The organism is Microbacterium sp. GW821-FHT01D02 (assembly GCF_059422585.1).
On the sequence record NZ_JBWKXB010000001.1, the window covers coordinates 750,082 to 769,234 of the forward strand.

At 71.1% G+C, this 19,153-nt stretch carries 18 protein-coding genes; 5 read left to right on the forward strand and 13 right to left on the reverse strand.

Annotated elements, in window-relative coordinates; genetic code table 11:
* Positions 1 to 25: 25 nt before the first annotated feature.
* From AC07VM_RS03695 to AC07VM_RS03705, 3 genes are read right to left on the reverse strand one after another with little or no spacing between them, the layout of a single operon-like run.
* A complete protein-coding gene (locus AC07VM_RS03695; protein WP_494910013.1) occupies positions 26 to 1,186 on the reverse strand; it encodes a cytidylyltransferase domain-containing protein in 1,161 nt (386 codons plus the stop codon).
* A 25-nt stretch (positions 1,187 to 1,211) separates the two neighbouring features.
* Positions 1,212 to 2,582, reverse strand: a complete 1,371-nt coding sequence (locus AC07VM_RS03700) for a polysialyltransferase family glycosyltransferase (RefSeq protein ID WP_494910014.1) — start codon at positions 2,580 to 2,582, stop codon at positions 1,212 to 1,214.
* Positions 2,579 to 3,559 carry a glycosyltransferase family 2 protein gene (locus AC07VM_RS03705; RefSeq protein ID WP_494910015.1) on the reverse strand — a complete coding sequence of 327 codons (981 nt, stop codon included), beginning with the start codon at positions 3,557 to 3,559 and terminating at the stop codon, positions 2,579 to 2,581. The genes AC07VM_RS03700 and AC07VM_RS03705 overlap by 4 nt, the downstream gene beginning before the upstream one ends.
* A gap of 358 nt (positions 3,560 to 3,917) precedes the next feature.
* On the opposite strand from AC07VM_RS03705, the gene AC07VM_RS03710 reads away from it, so the two are divergent.
* Both AC07VM_RS03710 and AC07VM_RS03715 read left to right on the forward strand, forming a co-directional pair.
* Positions 3,918 to 4,835: a hypothetical protein gene (locus AC07VM_RS03710; RefSeq protein WP_494910016.1), complete on the forward strand. Its 918-nt coding sequence runs from the start codon at positions 3,918 to 3,920 to the stop codon at positions 4,833 to 4,835.
* Between the two features lie 9 nt (positions 4,836 to 4,844).
* Entirely contained in the window at positions 4,845 to 5,150 is a 306-nt protein-coding gene (locus AC07VM_RS03715; protein WP_267415744.1) for a DUF4229 domain-containing protein, read from the forward strand.
* A 30-nt stretch (positions 5,151 to 5,180) separates the two neighbouring features.
* Here the strand turns inward: AC07VM_RS03715 and AC07VM_RS03720 are convergent, their stop codons facing one another.
* The 3 genes from AC07VM_RS03720 to AC07VM_RS03730 form a co-directional block, all read right to left on the reverse strand.
* Entirely contained in the window at positions 5,181 to 6,155 is a 975-nt protein-coding gene (locus AC07VM_RS03720; protein ID WP_494910017.1) for a 1,4-dihydroxy-2-naphthoate polyprenyltransferase, read from the reverse strand.
* 51 nt (positions 6,156 to 6,206) lie between these two features.
* Positions 6,207 to 6,497 (reverse strand): DUF4287 domain-containing protein, encoded by a 291-nt coding sequence (locus AC07VM_RS03725; protein WP_267415746.1) that lies wholly within the window; start codon positions 6,495 to 6,497, stop codon positions 6,207 to 6,209.
* Between the two features lie 122 nt (positions 6,498 to 6,619).
* Positions 6,620 to 7,078, reverse strand: coding sequence for an Lrp/AsnC family transcriptional regulator (locus AC07VM_RS03730; RefSeq protein WP_267415747.1), 459 nt, complete (start codon positions 7,076 to 7,078; stop codon positions 6,620 to 6,622).
* 72 nt (positions 7,079 to 7,150) lie between these two features.
* Between AC07VM_RS03730 and AC07VM_RS03735 the strand changes: the two genes are divergently transcribed.
* Entirely contained in the window at positions 7,151 to 8,590 is a 1,440-nt protein-coding gene (locus AC07VM_RS03735; RefSeq protein ID WP_494910018.1) for a DUF6421 family protein, read from the forward strand.
* Between the two features lie 131 nt (positions 8,591 to 8,721).
* Entirely contained in the window at positions 8,722 to 9,381 is a 660-nt protein-coding gene (locus tag AC07VM_RS03740) for an SDR family NAD(P)-dependent oxidoreductase (RefSeq protein ID WP_494910019.1), read from the forward strand.
* Between the two features lie 25 nt (positions 9,382 to 9,406).
* On the opposite strand, the gene AC07VM_RS03745 is transcribed toward AC07VM_RS03740, so the two are convergent.
* Complete coding sequence (locus tag AC07VM_RS03745; protein WP_494910020.1) at positions 9,407 to 10,864, reverse strand: MFS transporter; 1,458 nt, start codon at positions 10,862 to 10,864, stop codon at positions 9,407 to 9,409.
* Positions 10,865 to 10,946: 82 nt separating this feature from the next.
* On the opposite strand from AC07VM_RS03745, the gene AC07VM_RS03750 reads away from it, so the two are divergent.
* Positions 10,947 to 12,014 (forward strand): threonine aldolase family protein, encoded by a 1,068-nt coding sequence (locus tag AC07VM_RS03750; RefSeq protein ID WP_267415751.1) that lies wholly within the window; start codon positions 10,947 to 10,949, stop codon positions 12,012 to 12,014.
* An 87-nt stretch (positions 12,015 to 12,101) separates the two neighbouring features.
* On the opposite strand, the gene AC07VM_RS03755 is transcribed toward AC07VM_RS03750, so the two are convergent.
* The 6 genes from AC07VM_RS03755 to AC07VM_RS03780 all read right to left on the reverse strand — a co-directional run bounded on the left by AC07VM_RS03755 (position 12,102) and on the right by AC07VM_RS03780 (position 19,148).
* Positions 12,102 to 13,892: a sunset domain-containing protein gene (locus AC07VM_RS03755; protein WP_494910021.1), complete on the reverse strand. Its 1,791-nt coding sequence runs from the start codon at positions 13,890 to 13,892 to the stop codon at positions 12,102 to 12,104.
* 143 nt (positions 13,893 to 14,035) lie between these two features.
* Complete coding sequence (locus AC07VM_RS03760) at positions 14,036 to 14,758, reverse strand: FadR/GntR family transcriptional regulator (protein WP_267415754.1); 723 nt, start codon at positions 14,756 to 14,758, stop codon at positions 14,036 to 14,038.
* Between the two features lie 14 nt (positions 14,759 to 14,772).
* A complete protein-coding gene (locus AC07VM_RS03765) occupies positions 14,773 to 16,215 on the reverse strand; it encodes an aldehyde dehydrogenase family protein (protein ID WP_494910022.1) in 1,443 nt (480 codons plus the stop codon).
* 1 nt (position 16,216) lies between these two features.
* Positions 16,217 to 17,590 carry a glutamine synthetase family protein gene (locus AC07VM_RS03770; protein WP_494910023.1) on the reverse strand — a complete coding sequence of 458 codons (1,374 nt, stop codon included), beginning with the start codon at positions 17,588 to 17,590 and terminating at the stop codon, positions 16,217 to 16,219.
* Positions 17,587 to 18,351 carry an SDR family NAD(P)-dependent oxidoreductase gene (locus AC07VM_RS03775; RefSeq protein ID WP_494910024.1) on the reverse strand — a complete coding sequence of 255 codons (765 nt, stop codon included), beginning with the start codon at positions 18,349 to 18,351 and terminating at the stop codon, positions 17,587 to 17,589. Before AC07VM_RS03775 ends, AC07VM_RS03770 begins: the two co-directional genes overlap by 4 nt.
* A gap of 23 nt (positions 18,352 to 18,374) precedes the next feature.
* Complete coding sequence (locus AC07VM_RS03780; protein ID WP_494910025.1) at positions 18,375 to 19,148, reverse strand: gamma-glutamyl-gamma-aminobutyrate hydrolase family protein; 774 nt, start codon at positions 19,146 to 19,148, stop codon at positions 18,375 to 18,377.
* Positions 19,149 to 19,153 lie beyond the last annotated feature (5 nt).

The window sequence follows — 19,153 nt, forward strand, 5'->3', positions numbered from 1 at the left end:
GCAAAGACCGGGTTACCGGCGTCGGTCAGCTCGACAACACCCGTTCGATGAGCTCCCGGACGGCGCCTTCTCCGCCCCGGCGGCTCAGCACGACCCGGGCCTCCTCGAGCACCCGCGGATGCGCGTTCGCCACGGCGATCGGCCATCCCACGATCCGCATCGCCGGGAGGTCGTTGACGTCGTTGCCGAGGTAGGCGATGTCGGCGAGAGCCACCTCGTTCTCCTCCGCCCAGTTCCGCAGCGCGGACTCCTTGTCGTCGATGCCGTGCAGCACGGGGACCCGGAGCTTGTCGGCACGCGCGCGGACGACGGGGTTGACCTCGGTGGAGAGGATCAGCAGCGGCACCCCCGCTCGACGCAGCAGGGCGACGCCCATCCCGTCCTCGCGGCTGACCCGCACGCGCTCGCCCCCGTCGGCGTCGATGATCGCGGTGTCGTCGGTATGCACGCCGTCGAAGTCGGTCACGACCGCGCGCACCGGGATCGGCTGAGGGACCTCGTGCAGGGTGGCGAGCGCGCGGGCGACACGGAGCTGATCCGCGTCGTCGATCTCGATGGCCGTCCACTCCGGCACCGCCGCGATGCGGATCCTGCCGAAGAACCGATGCCTGCTCTCCCGGAAACCCGCGGCCCGGAACACGTAGAACGCCCCGGTCTCGAGGTGGTGCGGTTCGCGGTCCTGTCGACGGGGACGGTGCGCGGCGTCGTGGTTGATCGCGATCGCGTCTCCGGCGTCGCCCTCCCGCCACAGGAAGCCGTAGGTCTCGTGTGCCGCGAAGACGCTGTCCGCGCGATCGGTTCGAATCTCCTCCACCGCCGCCGCGAGCGCCTCGCTCGGGATGAACGGCGAGGTCGCCTGGAGGAAGGCGACGATCTCGACCCGCGGGCCGTCCGCCTCGAGCGCGTCCAGCGCATGCAGGATCGCGCTCTCCGACGTCGCGGTGTCTCCGGAGATCTCCGCCGGGCGCCGGATGACGCGGGCGCCGGCGGAGGACGCCACCGCCGCGATCTCGTCGTCGTCGGTGGAGACGACCACCAGGTCGATGCCCGGCGCCGTCGCCGCGGCCCGGACGGCCCGCTCGACCAGGGGGACCCCGCCGACGCGCTGCAGGTTCTTGCGCGGCACCTGCTTCGATCCACCGCGCGCCGGGATGATCGCCACCGTCAGGGGTCTCTGCTCGTCCATGGTCCTCATCCTCGTCATCTTCTCGTCAGCGTCCTCGTATCGCCCGCCAGGCCCGCCCGGCTCGTCGCCGCGCGCCCAGCGCGTGGAGTCGCCACTCCTCGATCCTGCCGACTCCGCCGGCGGGGCGCAGTGCGCGACGCAGGGCGTTCTCCCGCGGGGCCCCCGGCAGGCCCAGCTCTGCCAGCCGTCGCGGGGGGAAGTACCGTTCCCGCTCGGCGGGGTCGAGCTCGGCCAGCAGCTCCTCGGCCCGCCCGCGCAGATGCCCGGCGATCTCCGGCTGCATCGCATAGCCGACGGCGTCGACCAGCAGCTGCAGCCTCTCAGGATCGGCGTACGGAGACGACTCGCGCGTGAGCGCATCGACCAGCGTCACGGGGATGCGGTTGCTGTTCTCGTACGGCGTCAGCACCGAGAGCACGGTGTCGTTCCCCGCCGACCCGATCGCGCGCCCGAAGAGCGTGCGGACGGTCGGAAGCGCGGTCGAGAAGCCGGCGACGACCGCGACCGCATCGAGCCGTTCCGCGAGCAGCTCGGCCGCGAGCGGTCCGCGGTACTCGACGAGGGGGATGCCGTGCGCGGCCGCCCGGGCCCGGACCGCGGAGGTCACCAGGGGCGGCGCAGCCGGATGCGGCTTGAAGACGATGCGCCCCGGCGCCCATCCGGCCGCCCGATCGATGAGCTGCCGCTGCAGCTCGATCTCCTCCGCGGCCGTGATCAGGCCCAGCGCCGACAGATACTGGCCGAGCACGAGCACGGTCGGCACACCATCCGACGCGGGGTCGAGGGCGGAGTCGCTGCCGCCCGGATCCGTCTCCCTCAGTGCGGCCGCGAAGGCCGCCGGAGGCACCGGCACGATCTCGGCGTCGGGCGCCCCGACCAGCGGCCGGACGCCGGGGACGACGTCGGCGTGGACCACCCGTCCGACGCGCGCCGCGACCGAATACGGCAGCCGCACCCGCATCGGCGAGTACGTCATGAGCCCGTCGCCCACGATCGTGATCCGCGCGCGGGGGAACAGCGACATCAGCGTGCGGGCCGGCGCCACCTGCGGGCTCTGCACGAACAGCTCCAGCTCGCCCGGATCGAGGTGCCAGGCGCGCGCGAACAGCCTCTCCAGCATCGGGAGGTCGGCGTCCGCGGGCTCCCACGAACTCGGATGCAGGGGGCCGAGCAGCGCTTCGAGCGGCTCGATGCGGTCGAACCGCGCCCGCAGCGTCCGCAGCACGGGCTCGTCCGCGATGCCCACCGCCGTCTCGGGCACGCGGGAGGAGGTGAACGGCACGAGCAGGCGCCCACCGGCGCTCCCGGACGAACCGTCGTCGAGCAGTCCCGCGCCGATCGCGGCGACGGCGGTGGCGAGCCCGTAGGCGCTGTGCAGGGCGAAGATCTGCGTCATGTCGCCCGCCCCGCCTGCCGGAGGATGCGCGCGAGCACCCGGCGCCGCGGTCCGTCGAGGCGCCCGAGCACCGCGCCCACCTCGTCGGCGGGCAGTCGGCCGAGCATGTCGCGGATGCCCGTCCGCATCTCGGCGCGGAGCTGCGGACTCATCCGACGCGCGCGCACCAGGTGGTGCGAGCTGAGGGCGAGTGCGGTCCGGACGACCTTCGGCAGGAAGCGCTCGGCCTCGTGATCCTGCTCCACCACGTCGATCACCTGACCCATCGCCCGGGCGAAGTCGAGCTGCCGCCGGTCCCGCACCTGGGTGAGCGAGGTCGCGACCCCACGGCGATACAGCAGCGCCGGGGCGTCGACGACGGCGAACGACGCGGCCTGCAGGTGGAGGCGCCAGATCCACGGCCGGTCCTCCGCCGTGAACAGTCCCGGAGGGAAGTGGGCGAGCCCGCGGTCGATGACCCGGCGGTGGAAGACTCCCGCCCACGCGAAGGGGTAGTCCACCATCGTCGTTTCGCCCTCCGGGAGGATCGCCTCCCGCGGCGGGAGCACACGCTCGCGCCAGGGGTACGGCGCCCGCACGAGGGTCCGCTCCCTCCCGGTGACGGCGACGTGATCGGTGCGCAGGAAGTCGCAGTCGAGCTCCCGCAGCCGCGACACCAGCACCTCGAGCCGTCGCGGCTGCATCCAGTCGTCGCCGTCGAGGAAGCAGAAGGCGTCCCCCTCGACGTGCTCCAGGCCCTGGTTGCGTGCGCTCGCCAGTCCACGGGCGGTCGCGTTCCGCACCACCTCGGCGTGCGCGAACCGCTCCGCGTACTGCCGCATGAGCGCGCCGGTGTCGTCGCGGGAGCCGTCGTCTATCGCGACGAGCTTGAGGGCGTCCGCGTGCGCGAACTGGCGGGCGAGCGTCTCGAGCGTCGTCCCGATGTACTCGCCGGCGTCCTTGGCGGGCAGGATGACGGTGACGAGGGGTGTGCGCACGGAGCTCCCGGGGCTGGCGGTGTCCCGGAAGAGTGCCAGGCCATCGTTGCCGGTCGGCGACCCGCAGGTGAACGCCGGGTGTCCTCGGACAGGAGGAGAGCACTGAGGTGTGGCCCCGTACCCGAACGGAGCCACACCTCCCAGTGCTTCGCACTGCCGAACGCGGACGTTCGGGGAACGGGAACCGCCGAAGGTGTTCCCGTCGCCGTGGACTGCTGACCCCCATCAGCGGACCACGAACGTTGGCACGGTCTCGCCCGCTCAGGGAGCGGTCGCGACCGATGGGTAACATGATACATGTCGCTGGAGGAGAATCCCAAAGTTCGCACCGCCTCGTCGGATCGGCGACGATGGGACCATGCTCTGGCCTTTCGGATCGACGTGGCGCCCGGTGCGGCAGCGTCGACGCGACACCGTCGATCTGCGATGGCTCAGCGCCCGCACCTGGACGCGACGCTGGTATCCGCAGGGCGTCGACCTCGGCGAGTGGCGCGGTCGGCGCACGCTCGCGGTGAGCTGGTTCCGGCAGGAGCTCTCGGGCGTGCACCTCGCGTCGCGCGTCACGTTCGTGGACCTGGAGCGCTCGCGTCACCTCGACGTCTTCCTCGTCACCGCCGACGACGACGGGGAGCTGCAGCCGGCCCCGATCCACGCCGGTGGACTCGCCTGGTTCGGGGATCGGCTGTTCGCGGCCGCGACCGGCCGCGGCATCTGGGAGTTCGACCTCTCTGAGATCCGGGAGGTGCACGGTGCGCTCGCGCATCGGCTCTCCGGCGGGCAGGGGCGCGGACGGCGCTCGACGGCACTGGTCGTGGCGCGCACGCGAGCGCATCCGGTGGCCCTGCGCTGCTCGTTCCTGGGTCGGGTGTACGACGACGCCGGCGAGCCGGTGCGTCGTGTACTCATCGGCGAGCACCGCCCGGACGGGAGCGGCCGGATCGGCGAGTTCTCGCTCCCCGAGAGCGAGCACGACGGGTTCGTCGAGGAGGACCGCTTCTCCCCCGACATCACGAGCATGCAGGGCGCCGTCCGCTGGGGAGACCGGTACTTCGTGTCGCAGTCCGACCACCTGCGCCCCGGCACGCTGTGGAGCGGTGGGCGGACGACGCTGCAGCGGGACGCCGTGCCGCTGCCGGTCGGATGCGAGGATCTGGCCCTGGATCTCGAGGCGGGTCTGCTGTGGACGCTCGGCGAGCATCCGTGGCGCCGGGTGGTGCGCGGCATCCCCCTCGCCCGCCTCGGCATCGGCGACGGAGCCCCCGCGCGGCGAACGTAGACTGGTGGAGTGAAGAAGCCCGCGCCCATCCTCGTCTACACCGTGCTGCGGCTGCTGGCGTTCCTCGTCCCGCTCGCGATCCTCTGGATCTTCTTCCCGATCTTCCGCGAGTTCTGGTGGCTCGCCGCCATCTTCGCCGCGCTGATCGGCATGAGCATCTCGATGCTGTTCCTGCGCACGCCCCTCACCGACGCCTCCGCGCGACTGCACGAGCGTCGCGAGAGCCGCTCGTCCGGTGGCCAGGCCGACGCGGATGCCGAGGATCAGGCGATCGACGACGCGGACGAGCCGCGCGACGGCGACGTCCGGGCCTGAGCGACCCGAGTCGGATCAGCCCGAGTCGGATCAGCCCACGAACGCCCAGAACAGGGCGCCCGCGTACAGCAGCGACGTCAACGACGTGAGCGCGAGCGCGGTGACCAGCTCCTTGGGCTGACGGTACAGCCACACGATCGTGATGGCCGGAAGCCCGGCGAGCAGCGCCAGCAGGGAGATCCAGGCGATCGGGAACAGCAGCGCCAGGAACATGGCGATGCCGAAGGGTGCGAGCACGAAGAGCGTGAACAGCACCTGCGTCGCCCGGCGTCCGATCAGCACCGTCAGGGTGCGCTTGCCGACCTCGCGGTCCTGATCGATGTCGCGCAGGTTGTTGGCGAGCAGCACGGCGCAGGCGAACAGGCCGGCGGCGATCGCTCCGAGCCAGGCCTGCTGCGGCAACTCGAACACCTGCACCCAGGTCGTGCCGAGCGTCGCGACGAGCCCGAAGAACACGAACACGAAGACCTCGCCCAGGCCGTAGTAGCCGTAGGGGCGCTTGCCGCCGGTGTAGAACCACGCGGCGACGATGCAGGCGGCGCCGACGGCCAGCATCCACCACTGCCCGGTGCGCACCACGATCGCCAGTCCCACGAGCGCAGCGAGCGCGAAGAAGACCAGTCCGATGATCAGGACGGTGCGCGGCTTCACCCGACCGGACGCCGTCAGTCGCGCCGGGCCGACCCGGTGGGCGTCGGTGCCTCGGACGCCATCGCTGTAGTCGTTCGTGAAGTTGACGCCGATCTGCAACAGGACCGCGACGGCGAGGCAGGCGAGCGCGATGACCCAGTGGAACTCCGGCCCCGTGCTGCGTGCCGCACCCGTGCCGATGATCACGGGCGCGATCGCCAGGGGCAACGTGCGCAGACGAGCGGCTCCGATCCAATCGGATGCCGTCACCGGACCCGCTTCGATGACCGGACGCTTCGCCGGGTTGCCGCTGGTGCGGGCCGGGGTGCGCTTGGCGCTGGGGGTCTTCTTCTTGCGCTGGGAGGATGCTGCCACGCAGGGAATCCTACTGGCCGAGCCGATGCCCGACCTCAGCGAGACCGACGATCAGGCGTTCGGGTTGCTGTCCTTGCCGTCGAGCCAGAGCGTGTCGGATGCATCCGCGTGCGTGCCCTCCGTGCCGACGTGCTTGGCGCTGATCTGCGGGCCCTTGGTGATCACGTGCACGAGGGCCATCGCGTGCCCCTGACCGAGCTGGTAGTCCTCCTTGAGCCACGCGACGATCGGGGCCGCCTTGGTCGTCTTGTCGAACCCCTTCTCGGTGGCGAGCTCGATGAACTGCCGCGGGGTGAGACCGGTCTTGGTCTCGATGTTGTCGAGGTATGCCTGGAAGGACACGGGTGCTCCTGGTGCTCAGTCCTCGTCGAGGAACGTCTGGATGAGGGGCCGGATCTGCATCGAAACGTAGCACCGGCCCCCGACGTCCGGGAGTCCCTCTCGCGGATTCCTCCGCCGCTCCCCTACTCCGCCGAGGCCACCGGGATGATCGGACGGTGCTCGTAGTAGGTCTGCAGCACCACGGTCGTTCGCGTGCTGACATTCGCCGCGAGCCGCACGTCGCGCACGAGCTCCTCCAGCGCTCGGGGCGACGGGACCCGGACGAACAGCATGTAGCTCGCGTCGCCCGCGATGGAGTGGCAGGCCTCGATCGCATCGAGGTGCTCGAGCAGCTCCGGGGCGTTGTCGGGCTGGGCGGGGTCGAGGGGCGTGATCTCGATGAACGCCGAGAGCGGTGTGCCCACCTGCTCGGGGTCGAGGATCGCGCGATAGCCGGAGATCACTCCCCGGGTCTCCAACCGGCGCAGACGGGACTGGACGGCCGAGACCGACAGGCCGACGGCGTCCGAGAGCTGAGAGAGCGTGGCGCGGCCGTCACGGGAGATCGCGGCCAGGATCGCGCGGTCGACAGAATCATCCATGGCTGTAAGATTATCGTCAGGATTCCGTATATGCCGGAATCTTTCCGTTGATTTCCGCGATCGGAGGTTCCCATGTCCCTCATTTCCGCCAACAGTTCCGCTGTGCAGGCCATCGTCGGCGAACCCGAGGTCGTCGAGGACGCGTCGATCGCCGAGCAGTCCGCCGCCTGGGCGCAGCTCAAGGACGCCGCGATCGCGATCCGCGAGATGCAGATCAAGGACGGCTCGATCCCGGACGCCGCGCACCACGCCGTGGCGCGCGAGCTCGTCGGTGCGATCACCGTGGCGATCCGCGCCCTGGCCCCCGCCTTCCCGCACGACGCCGAGTACCTGGCCGCATCCGTCGCCGACTTCGACCGCTGGTCCGCCTCGGACTTCGGCGTGCCGGACTTCCTCGACTCGCTCATGGCCTTCCAGCCGCAGCAGCACCGCGTCGACGGCATCCGTCATCTCGTCGTGTTCCCGATGTACACGCAGAACGGCTCGAGCGAGCGCCTCGTCGAGGCGCTGATCGTCGAGACGATCTGGCCGGAGTTCATCGCGGCGCTCGAAGCGGGCGACTACGGCAACAAGCTGTTCGTCTCGCTGCGCCTCGTGGACTTCACCCCCGGCTACGACACCAACTCGGCCGTGCTGTTCCCCGAGACCGTCGCGATGCGTGAGATCCCGACCTTCACCTGGGGCGCCATCTTCCAGGACCGCGAGGCCGCCCGCTACCGGCGCGTCACCCGGGCCGCGGCCGAGATCACCAACCTCGACCTGCCCGAGCGCGCAGCCGCGATGCTCGACGACCAGCAGGTGGCCGAGAAGACCTTCGTCATGTGGGACATCATCCACGACCGCACCCACATGCGCGGCGACCTGCCCTTCGATCCGTTCATGATCAAGCAGCGGATGCCGTTCTTCCTCTACTCGCTGGAGGAGATGCGCTGCGACATGACGGCGTTCCGCGAGTCGGTGAAGATCGAGCGTGCCCTCGCGGCCCGCATCGCCGCCGGTGAAGAGCTCACAGCGACCGAGCAGGAGATGCACGACTACGCGCACCTCGTGCAGTACGCGGTGATCTTCGACCGCATCTTCCGCTTCTCGATCACGGGTACCCGCACCCGCAACTACGACGCGGTCGGCGGACAGCTCCTGTTCGCGTGGCTGCACCAGCGCGGCGTGCTGCACTGGACCGACACGGCCCTCACGTTCGACTGGGACGCCGTGCCGGATGCCGTGGTGGCCCTGGGCGACGCGATCGACGACCTGTACTGGCACTCGATCGACCGCCCGAAGGTCGCGCACTGGCTCGCCGCGTACGACCTCGTCCGCAGCACGCTCACCCCGCATCCCGCGTCGCAGTGGGCCCGCGGCCTGTCCGACGAGATCCTCGCCGGGGCGCCGAAGGGCTACACGGACGCCGTGATGGACGACGAGTTCCCGCTGTCGATGTTCTTCGAGACCCTCGACAAGAAGATGAAGCCGGTCATCGAGTCGACCGTCGGCATCCGGGGCACGGACGACTGATGACCACGCGCGCACCGCGCGCGTTCCGAGTGTGACGCTGGGGCGCACCGCGCTGCGGCCGGAACCCGATCTGCGGATGTCTCCGCGGGTTCCGGCCGCAGAAGCCCCTCCGACCCGGGAGAGTGGACCACATGGCTGAACACACCGACGCCGGATCCGCCGGCCGCACCGTCGTCCTGGCCGGAGCGACCAGCGCCGCCGGCCTCGCCGTGACGCGTGCCCTGATCACTGCGGACGCCCGCGTCATCGCGACCGGTCGTTCCGCAGAGCGCCTGCAGGAACTGGCGGATGCCGGGGCGCAGGTCGAGGTCGCCGACGCGAGCTCCCTCGACGAGATGACCGTTCTCGCCGCACGCCTCGGACCCGTGGACGCCGTCGTCCCGCTGGTCGGCGGCTGGCGCGGCGGAGGGGGCCTCGCCGGGCAGTCGGACGAGGACTTCGCCGCGCTGCTGCCCGCGCTCGAAGCCGTCCGCGCCACGAGCCGGGCGTTCGACGGCGCGCTGCGTGCGTCCACCGCCGGCCGCTTCGCGATCGTCTCGTCCACCGCGGTCGCGCGACCGCTGGCCGGAGGCGCGAACTACGCCGCGGTCAAGGCCGCGAGCGAGGCCTGGGCCCGCGCCGTCGCCCAGGGGTATGCCAAGGCCGCACGCGAGGCCGGAGAGCCGCTGCGCGCGGCATCGATCGTGTTCCGCGCGAAGGCGCTCGATCCCGAGGTGCTGGCCGCACGGATCGCCGCGCTGTGGGATGAGGACGCCACCGAGCTCAACGACCGGGTGTTCGACCTGGACTGATCGGCGGCAGGTCACCGCTCGGTGATCAGCGCGATTCGGGTGGCATCCCCGGCACGATGGGCGGCGCATCGGCGCGACGCGTCTCGACCGCGTCGCGGCTCCGGTCGGCGCCGTCGGCGACCTCGCCGGACGACACGTCGTCGCTCTCGTCGCCGTGGTCGATCTCCTGCTCCGGCGCCTCGGCGTAGAGTTCGGTGAGCTTGCGGTACGACCGGGTGAAGAACGCGAGCGTGGCGGCCACCACCATGATCAGGCCGGCGAACAGGCAGATGAGGGCGATGCCGCGGGCCTCGCCCTCGCCGAGCAGCCACCCCCATTGCCGCTGCCCCTCGGCGGTGTTCATGTACGGGATGATCAGGAACTCGGCGATGGGCGCGATCAGGAACGCGGTGATCGGAGCTGCGGCCGCCTCCATCGCCGCGGCCACGCCGAACACCCGCCCCTGCCTCTCGAACGGCACGACCTTCTGGATCACGGTCTGCTCAGCGGCCTCGACCGGTGGCACCAGGGCCATGTACACCCACATGCCCACCACGTACAACGGCCACCACTCGCGCAGCATGAACACCGCGCCGAGCAGTCCCATCGCGATGACCACGAGCAGCATCGTCCGCATGGGCCGGGGCCCGAGACCGAACTTCGCCACCAGTCCGCCGCCGATCAGGAAGCCGGTCGAGGCGAAGGCCAGCGCGAACCCCCACGTCTGCGCGTTGAACAGCGTCAGCCCGTACGGGTCCATCAGCGCCATGTAGACGCCGCCGATGAGGTTGTTGAACGTGGAGAAGATGATCAGGGCGAACAGCCCGGGGGCGAGCCTGATCGCCTGCACGCTGCCCCGGAAGTCGAGGGCGCTGGACGCGTTCGGGTCGTGTTCCGGAGTGCCCTCGGGGATGCGCACGAACAGCAGATGCGCGAACGTGAGCGCCATCGCGGCGATCGCGATCACGAGCGTCCATCCCATGCCGAGGAAGCCGATCGAGAGACCCGAGAACACGCTCGTCACGAGGAACGCGATGCCCTGCACGGTGCCGACGAGACCGTTGGCGTTCGCGCGCTTCTCCGCGGGGACGAGCAGGGTGACGGTGGTCGACAGCGCGATGTTGCGCAGCTGCTCGATCACGCCGCCGAACAGGATGATGCCCGAGAACAGCCAGAACCAGGGGCCGCCCAGGTCGAGCAGCACCGCCTCCGGCTGCCAGAGGTAGAGCACTCCCGCCACCAGGAACGCGACCGCGGAGATCACGCTCGAGATCAGCATGACCGTGCGTTTGCGGTTCCGGTCGACGATCGTGCCGAACGCCATCGCGAAGAACGCGACGAAGAGCATGTAGGCCCCGCCGATGATCCCGGTGGCGAGCACCGACCGCGTCTCGATGTAGACCCAGAACGTGAGCGCGAACCACAGGAAGCTCGTCGTCACATTCGCGATGAGCGTGTTGACGAGGACGTTGGCGAAGGCCGTCTTCGCTGCGGTGCGCTCCATGCACTGAGGGTAGGACCGGCCGCCGACATCCGGAACCCCCTCTCCGGCCGGCAGGTGCCGATCGGCCAATTAGGCTGGAGAGGTGAGCATCCAGCATGACCCCGCGATCCGGGGCTTCGCCAGTGACAACTACTCCGGCATCCACCCCGAGGTCCTCGCGGCGATCGCCGCGGCGAACGGGGGTCACCAGAGCGCCTACGGCGAGGACGCGTACACCGCCCGCCTGCAGGAGGTCTTCCAGGCGCACTTCGGCGAGGGCGTGGAGGCGTTCCCGGTCTTCAACGGCACCGGTGCGAACGTGACCGGCCTGCAGTCGATGCTGCCGCGCTGGGGCGCGGTGATCGCGGCGTCCACCGCCCACATCAACGTCGACGAGGCTGCGGCCCCGGAGAAGATCGGCGGCTTCAAGCTGCTCACGGTCCCCACCGACGACGGCAAGCTCACGCCCGAGCTGATCGACCGCGAAGCCTGGGGCTGGGGCGACGAGCACCGTGCGCAGCCGCTGGTCGTCTCGATCACCCAGTCCACCGAGCTCGGCACCCTGTACACGGCCGACGAGATCCGCACCATCGCCGACCACGCGCACGAGCGCGGCATGAAGCTGCACCTCGACGGCGCCCGCATCTCGAACGCGGCCGCGGCCCTCGACCTGCCGCTGCGGGCCTTCACGCGCGATGCCGGCGTCGATGTGCTCACGTTCGGCGGCACCAAGAACGGCGCGATGCTGGGTGAGGCGATCGTGGTGCTGAACCCCGACGCCGCCGACGGACTGAAGTACTCCCGCAAGTTCAACATGCAGCTGTCGTCCAAGATGCGGTTCGTGTCGGCGCAGCTGATCGCCCTGCTCGAAGGCGACCTCTGGCTGCGCAACGCGCAGCACGCGAACGCCATGGCGGCGCGCCTGCGGTCGGAGATCGAGACCGGCATCGCGGACGGGTCGATCCAGGGCGTGGGCTTCACGCAGCCGACCCAGGCGAACGGCGTGTTCGCCACGCTCCCCGACGGCGTCGCCGACCAGCTCCGCGACTCGTTCCGCTTCTACGACTGGGATGCGGCCCGCAAGGAAGTGCGCTGGATGTGCGGCTTCGACACCGAGGAAGCCGACGTCGACGCCTTCGTCGCCGAGCTCTCCCGCCTCACCACGCGCTGACCCACCGGGCGCCCTCGGGCGTCGCCTCGAACCCCATGGCCGTCGGTCGCGACGGTGGGGCCGAGGCGGGAGGCCGCGGGTCCGGCGTCAGCGCTTCGACTTGCGGTAGCCCGCCTTGACGGCTGCGCTCTCGCTGGAGAAGCACGCCTCAGGCTTGGTCTTGTTGTAGTACTGGCCACGCGGCACGTGGTAGATCATCGAGCTCGCGTTGCCCTTGATCGGTGCCCAGGAGGGGCAGTTCCAGGCCGAGATCGGCTTGGTGCGCGCCGGGTAGCTCACGACCCCGGTCTTGCCGGACGTGCGGGCCGCGGCGATGTAGCCGCTTTTCGTGCCCGTGACCCGCACCGTGATGGTCCCCTTCACCATGGCCGCCGTGACGACCAGCGTCGAACCCGTCGCCCGGCTGATGGCCTTGCCGTTGCGGTACCACTGATAGGTCAGCTTCGTGCCGCTCGTCCAGGTCTGCGGAACGGCCGTGAGCTTCGATCCGACGATCGTCGAGCCGGTGATCCGCGGAACCGGAGCGGTCAGGATGCCCTTCACCGCGGCCGTCGCCTTCGAGCGCTTGGCGGCCGTCGCGTAGCCCGCCTTGGTCCCGGTGACCACGACCGTGACGGGCTTCACCGCGGCGGCTGCCGGGAGCTTGAACGACGCGGCGGTGGCCTTCGCGACCGCGACGCCGTTGATGTACCACTGGTAGGTCAACCGGGTGCCGGCCGTCCAGGTCCCGGTCTTGACCTTGAGGGTCTGTCCGACCGTCGCGGTGCCGGTGATCGCGGGCACGGGCGCGACCAGCGGACGCAGCACGGCGGCCGTCGCGGCGGAGGTGGCGGACGTCGGGAAGTACGACGTCTTGGTGCCGGTGACGCGCACCGTGATCCTCTTGCCGGCGACGGCGGCGGGGAGCACGAGCGATGACGCGGTGGCCTTCGCGATCGCCGCCCCGTTCGCGTACCACTGGTAGGTGAAGGCGGCTCCGGCGGTCCATGCGCCCGGCGCGGCCTTGAGCGTCTGCCCGACCGTGGTGGTGCCGCTGATCGTCGGGACCGACGTGTCCATCAGACGCAGGGCCTCGAGCTTCGCATCGACACCGGTGCGCGACTCGGTCGCCGCGAGCGGGAAGGACTTCGCCTTCGCGAAGCCGGGAGCGTTGTCCCACCACTCCGAGGCGGCGCCGGCGGCGGCCGAGACGAAGGCGACGCGGTAGTTCCCCGCCGGCAGACCGCCGACCGCGAAGGTTCCGGCATCCGTCACGTAGTTCGCCGCGGCTGCGGTGGCGCCGGTGCCGTCGGCCGGGTAGACCGCGACCGCGACCCGCTGGCCGCCGAGGGCGACGGGTGCCGTCACCGATCCCGCGACGAGGGCCGACCGCTCGAGCGCGACGTCGTACGACGCCCCGTCCGCGCCCAGCGTGAGGCGGTCAGAGCTGCCCGCGGCGAGCGGACCGCCACGGTCGAACACCGCGCGTCCCTCGGAGAGCACGCCGAGGACGACGTCGCCGAGGGGCGCGTTCATCACGTAGCTTCCGTCGGCGGCGACGGCGGCCGACGCGAGCGGCGAGAGCGGGTCGGCCCCCGGGGCGTAGGCCACGACGAAGGTGCGGCCCCGCGTCAGATCGGTGCCGCCCGGGAACGTGATCGTCCCCGCCACGACGGCCGTGCCCTCCCCCGGCTCCGGCGCCGCGACGGCGGCCGCCGCGGCGAGGGCAAGCGGGAGCCGGTCGGCGATGCCGGCATGCGCCGGGTCGGCGACGACAGCGGTCGGCACCGGCGATGCCACGGCGGGCGCGGCGACGGCGACGAACATCGAGGCCAGCAGCGCGACGGCGACAGCGCCGGCGGCAGCGCGGATCGAACGGATCGGGGCGGCGAACACCATGGAGCATCCTTCTCGGGCAGGACGCGGTCGGTGACCGCGAAAGTCGTGGCGCTCTGAGCAGATCACCTCCGTCATGAATACACGGGAAAGCGCTGCCGGGACAAGCTCGGCGGAGGAACTCCCGAGACGGCCGGGGCGCGACGTCAGGATTCGACGACGCGGGTGAACTCCTCGCGCGTGGTGCGCAGGTGCGCGCGCATCGCGGCGTCCGCCGCTGCGGCGTCGCCGAGGCGCACCGCCTCCAGGATCTGCTCGTGCGCGTGCCAGCTCGACTCCTTCACGAAGTCGAAGCTCATCAGGTCGACGGGCTCGAACATGCGCACCCGCGCCTCCTCGACGGCATCGCGGACGAAGGAGTTGCCCGAGGCCTCGGCGAGCGCGATGTGGAAGTCGGTGTCGGCGATGCGCGACTCCGCCTTGGTGACGGCCGCCGCGAGATCCCGCTGCGCCTGCATCATGGCTTCGAGGTCTGCATCGCTGCGCCGGGCGGCGGCCAGTGCGGCTCCGCCGGACTCCACGATCGAGCGGAACTCGGTGAGCTCGCCGATCTCGGCGGAGCGGGTGCGCACCTCCTCGCGGATGAGGCGCGGATCGAGCGCCGTGTCCTGCACGAACGCCCCGCCGGATGCACCGCGCGAGATGACGATCTGCCCGCTGCCCTCGAGGATGCGCAGAGCCTGGCGCAGGGTCTCCCGCGAGACGCCCAGCTGCTCGGCCAGCCGTCGCTCCGGCGGCAGCCGGTCTCCGGGGCGGATGCGGCCGAGCGCCATCTCGCGCCGCAGGAATCCGGCGACCGCCTGATATCCCGAGACGGGCTGGAGCACGGCACGGGAGAAGTCGTGCGGCGCGTCGTCACGCTCGCTCATCCTGGCTCCTCCGGTCAGAGGGGAAGCCCCGGGCGGTCGGAGCCGACGATCTGCTTCCCCACGAAGAAGTCAAGCACATCGTCGTCGCCGTGGCCGCCCAGACCGCTCGCGCCGAAGAAGCTCTGCGACGACTCCGGCGACATGTCGAGCACGCTCGTGCCGTTGACCTTGACCTCGCCCGCGACGAGTCTCGTGCCGAGCGCGGCCGCCGCGCCCTCATCATCGCCGAAGACGTAGCCGGCGAGCCCGACCTGACCCGTGTTCGCGAGGGCCACGGCCTCATCCTCGGTGTCGAATCCACCCACGAGCAGCATCGGGCCGAACACCTCGTCGGCGAGGCCGGGCCCGTCGAGCACGGCGACCGTCGGCTCGAAGAACCATCCCTGCGCCGGCACCGCCGCGACCCGCAGGATCTCGGCGCCGGCGCCGGCCAACCGCTCGCGCTGCACGGTGAGCTCCTCGCGGCGCGCGGCGAACGCGACCGGGCCCACCTCGGTGTCCTCGTCCAGGCTCGACCCGATCGTCCGACGACCGAACTCGGCGATCAGGAGTCCGGCGAGCTCGTCACGTCGTCGCCGATCGACCAGCACCCGGCGCGGCGCCTCGCACCACTGACCGGAGAGCTTGAGCACACCGTCCGCCAGTGCCTTCGCGGCGGCGGGCAGGTCGGCATCCGCGCGGACGATCGCGGCGTTGTTGGATCCCAGCTCCAGCTGCAGACGGGCGAACCGCGGAGCGGCCGTCGCGGCGATCGCACGGCCGGTCGGCGTGGAGCCGGTCATCGAGATCGCGCCGATGCGCTCATCCGCGACGAGGGCGCGCCCGACTCCGCCGCTGCCCTGCACCAGCCCGACCACTCCATCCGGGATGCCGACCGCGTGCACGCCCTCCAGCAGGAGCTGCGCGCTCCATGGGGAGAACGACGAGGGCTTGAGCACAACGGTCGCCCCTGCGGCGAGCGCGAACGCGGCCTTCTTGACGGCCATGGCCGACGGAGCGTTCCACGGCAGGATCAGCGCGGTCGGCCCCCACGGCACGCGATGCCCGCGCACACCGCCCTGCGCGGAGGGAAGATCACGGACATCGCCGATCGCGACCGCACGCCGAGCGGCATCCCGCAGGGTCGCCCCGTTCGCCCCGCCGAACAGCCGTGTGACCGAGATCGGCACCCCGCTGTTGAGGGCGTCGAGGTGCGCGATCTCCTCGGCGCGGGCGTCGATCCAGTCCGCGAGGGCGGTCAGCCTCTCGGCACGGCTCTCGGGAGCGAGTCCCCGCCACCGACGGTCGTCGTGCGCGTCCTGCGCCGCCGACACGGCCCGGCCGACCTGATCGAGCGAGCTCGACGCGGAGGCGACCAGAGCCTCCCCGGTGTTGGGGTCGTGCAGCCAGGTGCCGTCGCTCTCCGGGCTCTCCTCGGCGACACCGCCGATCCAGGTGCGCAGGGCGGGGTAGGTCATGTCAGATCCGATCGAAGTAGCGGTGCAGGTCCCAGTCCGTGACGCGGGACATGAACGTCGACCACTCGTGGTCGAGCAGCACCTGCTGGTGCGAGATGAGCTCGGGCGCGAGCAGGTCCTGCACGAGCGCGCTCTCGCCGAACAGGGCGCTCGCCTGACGCGGATCCGCGGGCATCGCGCCGTCGGCCGGGAGGTCGTAGGCGCTGCCCACCACGTGGTCCCCGAGCACGGACTGCCTCTCCATGCCGTCGCGCGCCGACGCCAGGACGCCGGTGAGGGTGAAGTACGGGTTGGTGTCGGCGCCGGGGAGGCGGAACTCGAAGCGCAGCGCCTTCGGGGAGTGCCCCACCACGCGCACGGTGGTAGTGCGGTTGTCGAAGCCCCAGGTGCGCCCGCTCCCCGCCACGTCGGAGGAGTTGCTGCGGCGGTAGGAGTTGACGGTCGGGGCGTACCAGGCCATCAGCGCCGGAGCGTGCTCCAGGGCGCCGGCGATGGCGGACCGCATCCGTCCGCTGAGGCGGTCGTCGGCCGACTCGTCCCAGAACACGGCCGTCCCCTCCTCGTCCACGAACGACACGTGCACGTGGCAGGAGGATCCGGGCTGGTCGTTGAGCGGCCGGGCCATGAACGTCGCCGACATGCCGGCGCGCGCGGCCGTGTCGCGCACGGCCAGCTTGTAGAGGGCGTGGCGATCGGCCATCTCCAGCGGATCGCCGTACTCGAACGTCATCTCCCACTGTCCGAGCCCCCACTCGCTCTGGGCCGCCTCGACGAGGATGCCGCTGGCACGGAGGTCGGAGCGCAGCTTCTGGAAGAACGGCTCGTAGAGGTTCCCCTCGTGGATCATGAAGTCGGAGGGCGTGAGCGTCGTCGGGTCCAGGTCGCGGAAGCCCGAGCGGCGCAGCTCCCGGGGGTCGTTGCGGAACAGGTAGAACTCCAGCTCGGTGCCCGCCAGCGGGGTGAGGCCCAGCTCCCGGATGCGCGCGAGCTCCTGCTTCAGGATCACGCGGGGCGAGATCGGCATCGGCGCGTGCGTGTGCACATCCACCGGATCGGCGAGGCAGATCGCCACGCCCTCGAGCCAGGCCGCGGGGCGCAGCGTCTCGAGGTCGGGGATCAGCGTGACGTCGGGGACGCCGTTGTGCATGCCGCACAGGGCGAACCGGTTCGCGTCGATGAGCTCCAGCCCCTGGTCGATGTCCCACGCCCACGCGCAGGTGCAGATGTCGACGCCGTTCTCCACCACGCGGCCGAAGCCCTCGACCGGGATGCGGCGGCCGACGAGCCGGCCCTGCATGTCGGGCGTCGCGACGATCACGGTGCGGATGCCGGCCGCCTCCAACTCCTCCGGGGCGAGGCGCACGTCATCGATCATCGCGTCAGCCACCCTCCGTCGACGGGGAGCTGGATGCCGTCGATCCAGGAGGCCTCGTCGCTGAGCAGCCAGGAGACCGCGGAGGCGATGTCGGCCGGCACACCCACCCGCGGCACCAGCAGGCGCTGCTTCATGAACTCCAGGGCCTCCGGGCTCGTGACGCTCTCGTAGTCGAAGAAGTCCGTCGCGATGGGGCCGGGTGCCACGCAGTTGACGCGGATGCTCTTGGCGGCGAGCTCCACTGCGAGCGCCTTGGTGAGCATGGGCACGCCGCCCTTGCTGGCGTTGTAGTGCGGCTGCGCGGTTCCGGTGCTGGTGACGACGACGAGGGCCTCGACGGTCGAGAGGTTCACGATCGCGCCGCCGCCGGACTCGGCGATGAGCGGGGCGACCTCCTGTGCCACGAGGAACTGCCCCTTGAGGTTGATGTCGAACACGAAGTCCCACGCCTCCTCGGTCAGCGTCTCGAAGGAGTGCTCCGTGACGACACCGGCGTTGTTCACCAGGAGGTGCAGCGTTCCCCAGGCCTCGCGGGCGACGTCGACGGCCGCGCGGATCTGCTCGCGCGAGCGTACGTCGACCACGGCCGCGAGCGCGGTGCCGCCGGCCTCCTCGATGAGGCGCACCGTCTCGGCCGCACCCTCCGCCGAGACGTCGGTCACGAGGACGCGCGCCCCCTCCCCGGCGAGGCGGAGGGCCGTCTCGCGTCCGATCCCGGAACCCGCGCCCGTGAGGAAGGCGTTCTTGTCTGCGTGTCGCATTTCTTCTCCTTGTTCGATGACGCCTAGGCGACGTTCTGCGTTTCGGGCGCGGCGCTCAGCGTCGCACGGGCGGCGGCCTGCGCGACCAGCCAGCCGAAGATCGGGTCGGCGTCGAAGGTCTCCGGGTGCCACTGGACGCCGACGACGGGGAGCCCTTCGAGCTCGATGGCCTCCACGACCCCGTCGGGTGCCCAGCCGGTCACGACGATCCCGCGCCCCGGCACGTCGACCGCCTGATGGTGGAACGAGTTGACGCGGGTGGTCTCGCCGTAGAGGGCATGCGTCACGCTGCCCGGGGCGATGCGCACCTCGTGCACGCGGTGTGCACGCGGGTAAGCGTAGGAGCCGTGGGACTCCCCCTCGCCGTGCGCCAGGTGCTGGTGGAGCGTTCCGCCGCGGACCACGTTGAGGAGCTGGGCGCCCCGGCACACGCCGAGCAGCGGCACGCCGCCGTCGATCGCGGCCTGGATGAGCCCCGACTCGAACTCGTCGCGCTGCGGGTCGACCAGGGCGGTGAACGGCCCCGGCGCCTGGCCGTAGCGACGCGGGTCGACGTCGTCACCGCCCACGATCACGACACCGGCGAGGCGCTCGACGAGCTCCGCGGGCGCGGCGTCCATCGGCAGATGCACGGGCAGTCCGCCGGCACCGAGCACGGACGTCGCGTACTCGCTGAGGTACGCCTCGAGCGGGGCGTCGGCGAAGCCGTGCGGCGCGCCCATGGCGGCGGCGCGCAGGCGTCGTCCGGAGATGCCGATCAGGGGGCGGGTCGGGGCGGGAGTGCTGATGATGTCCATCCTTC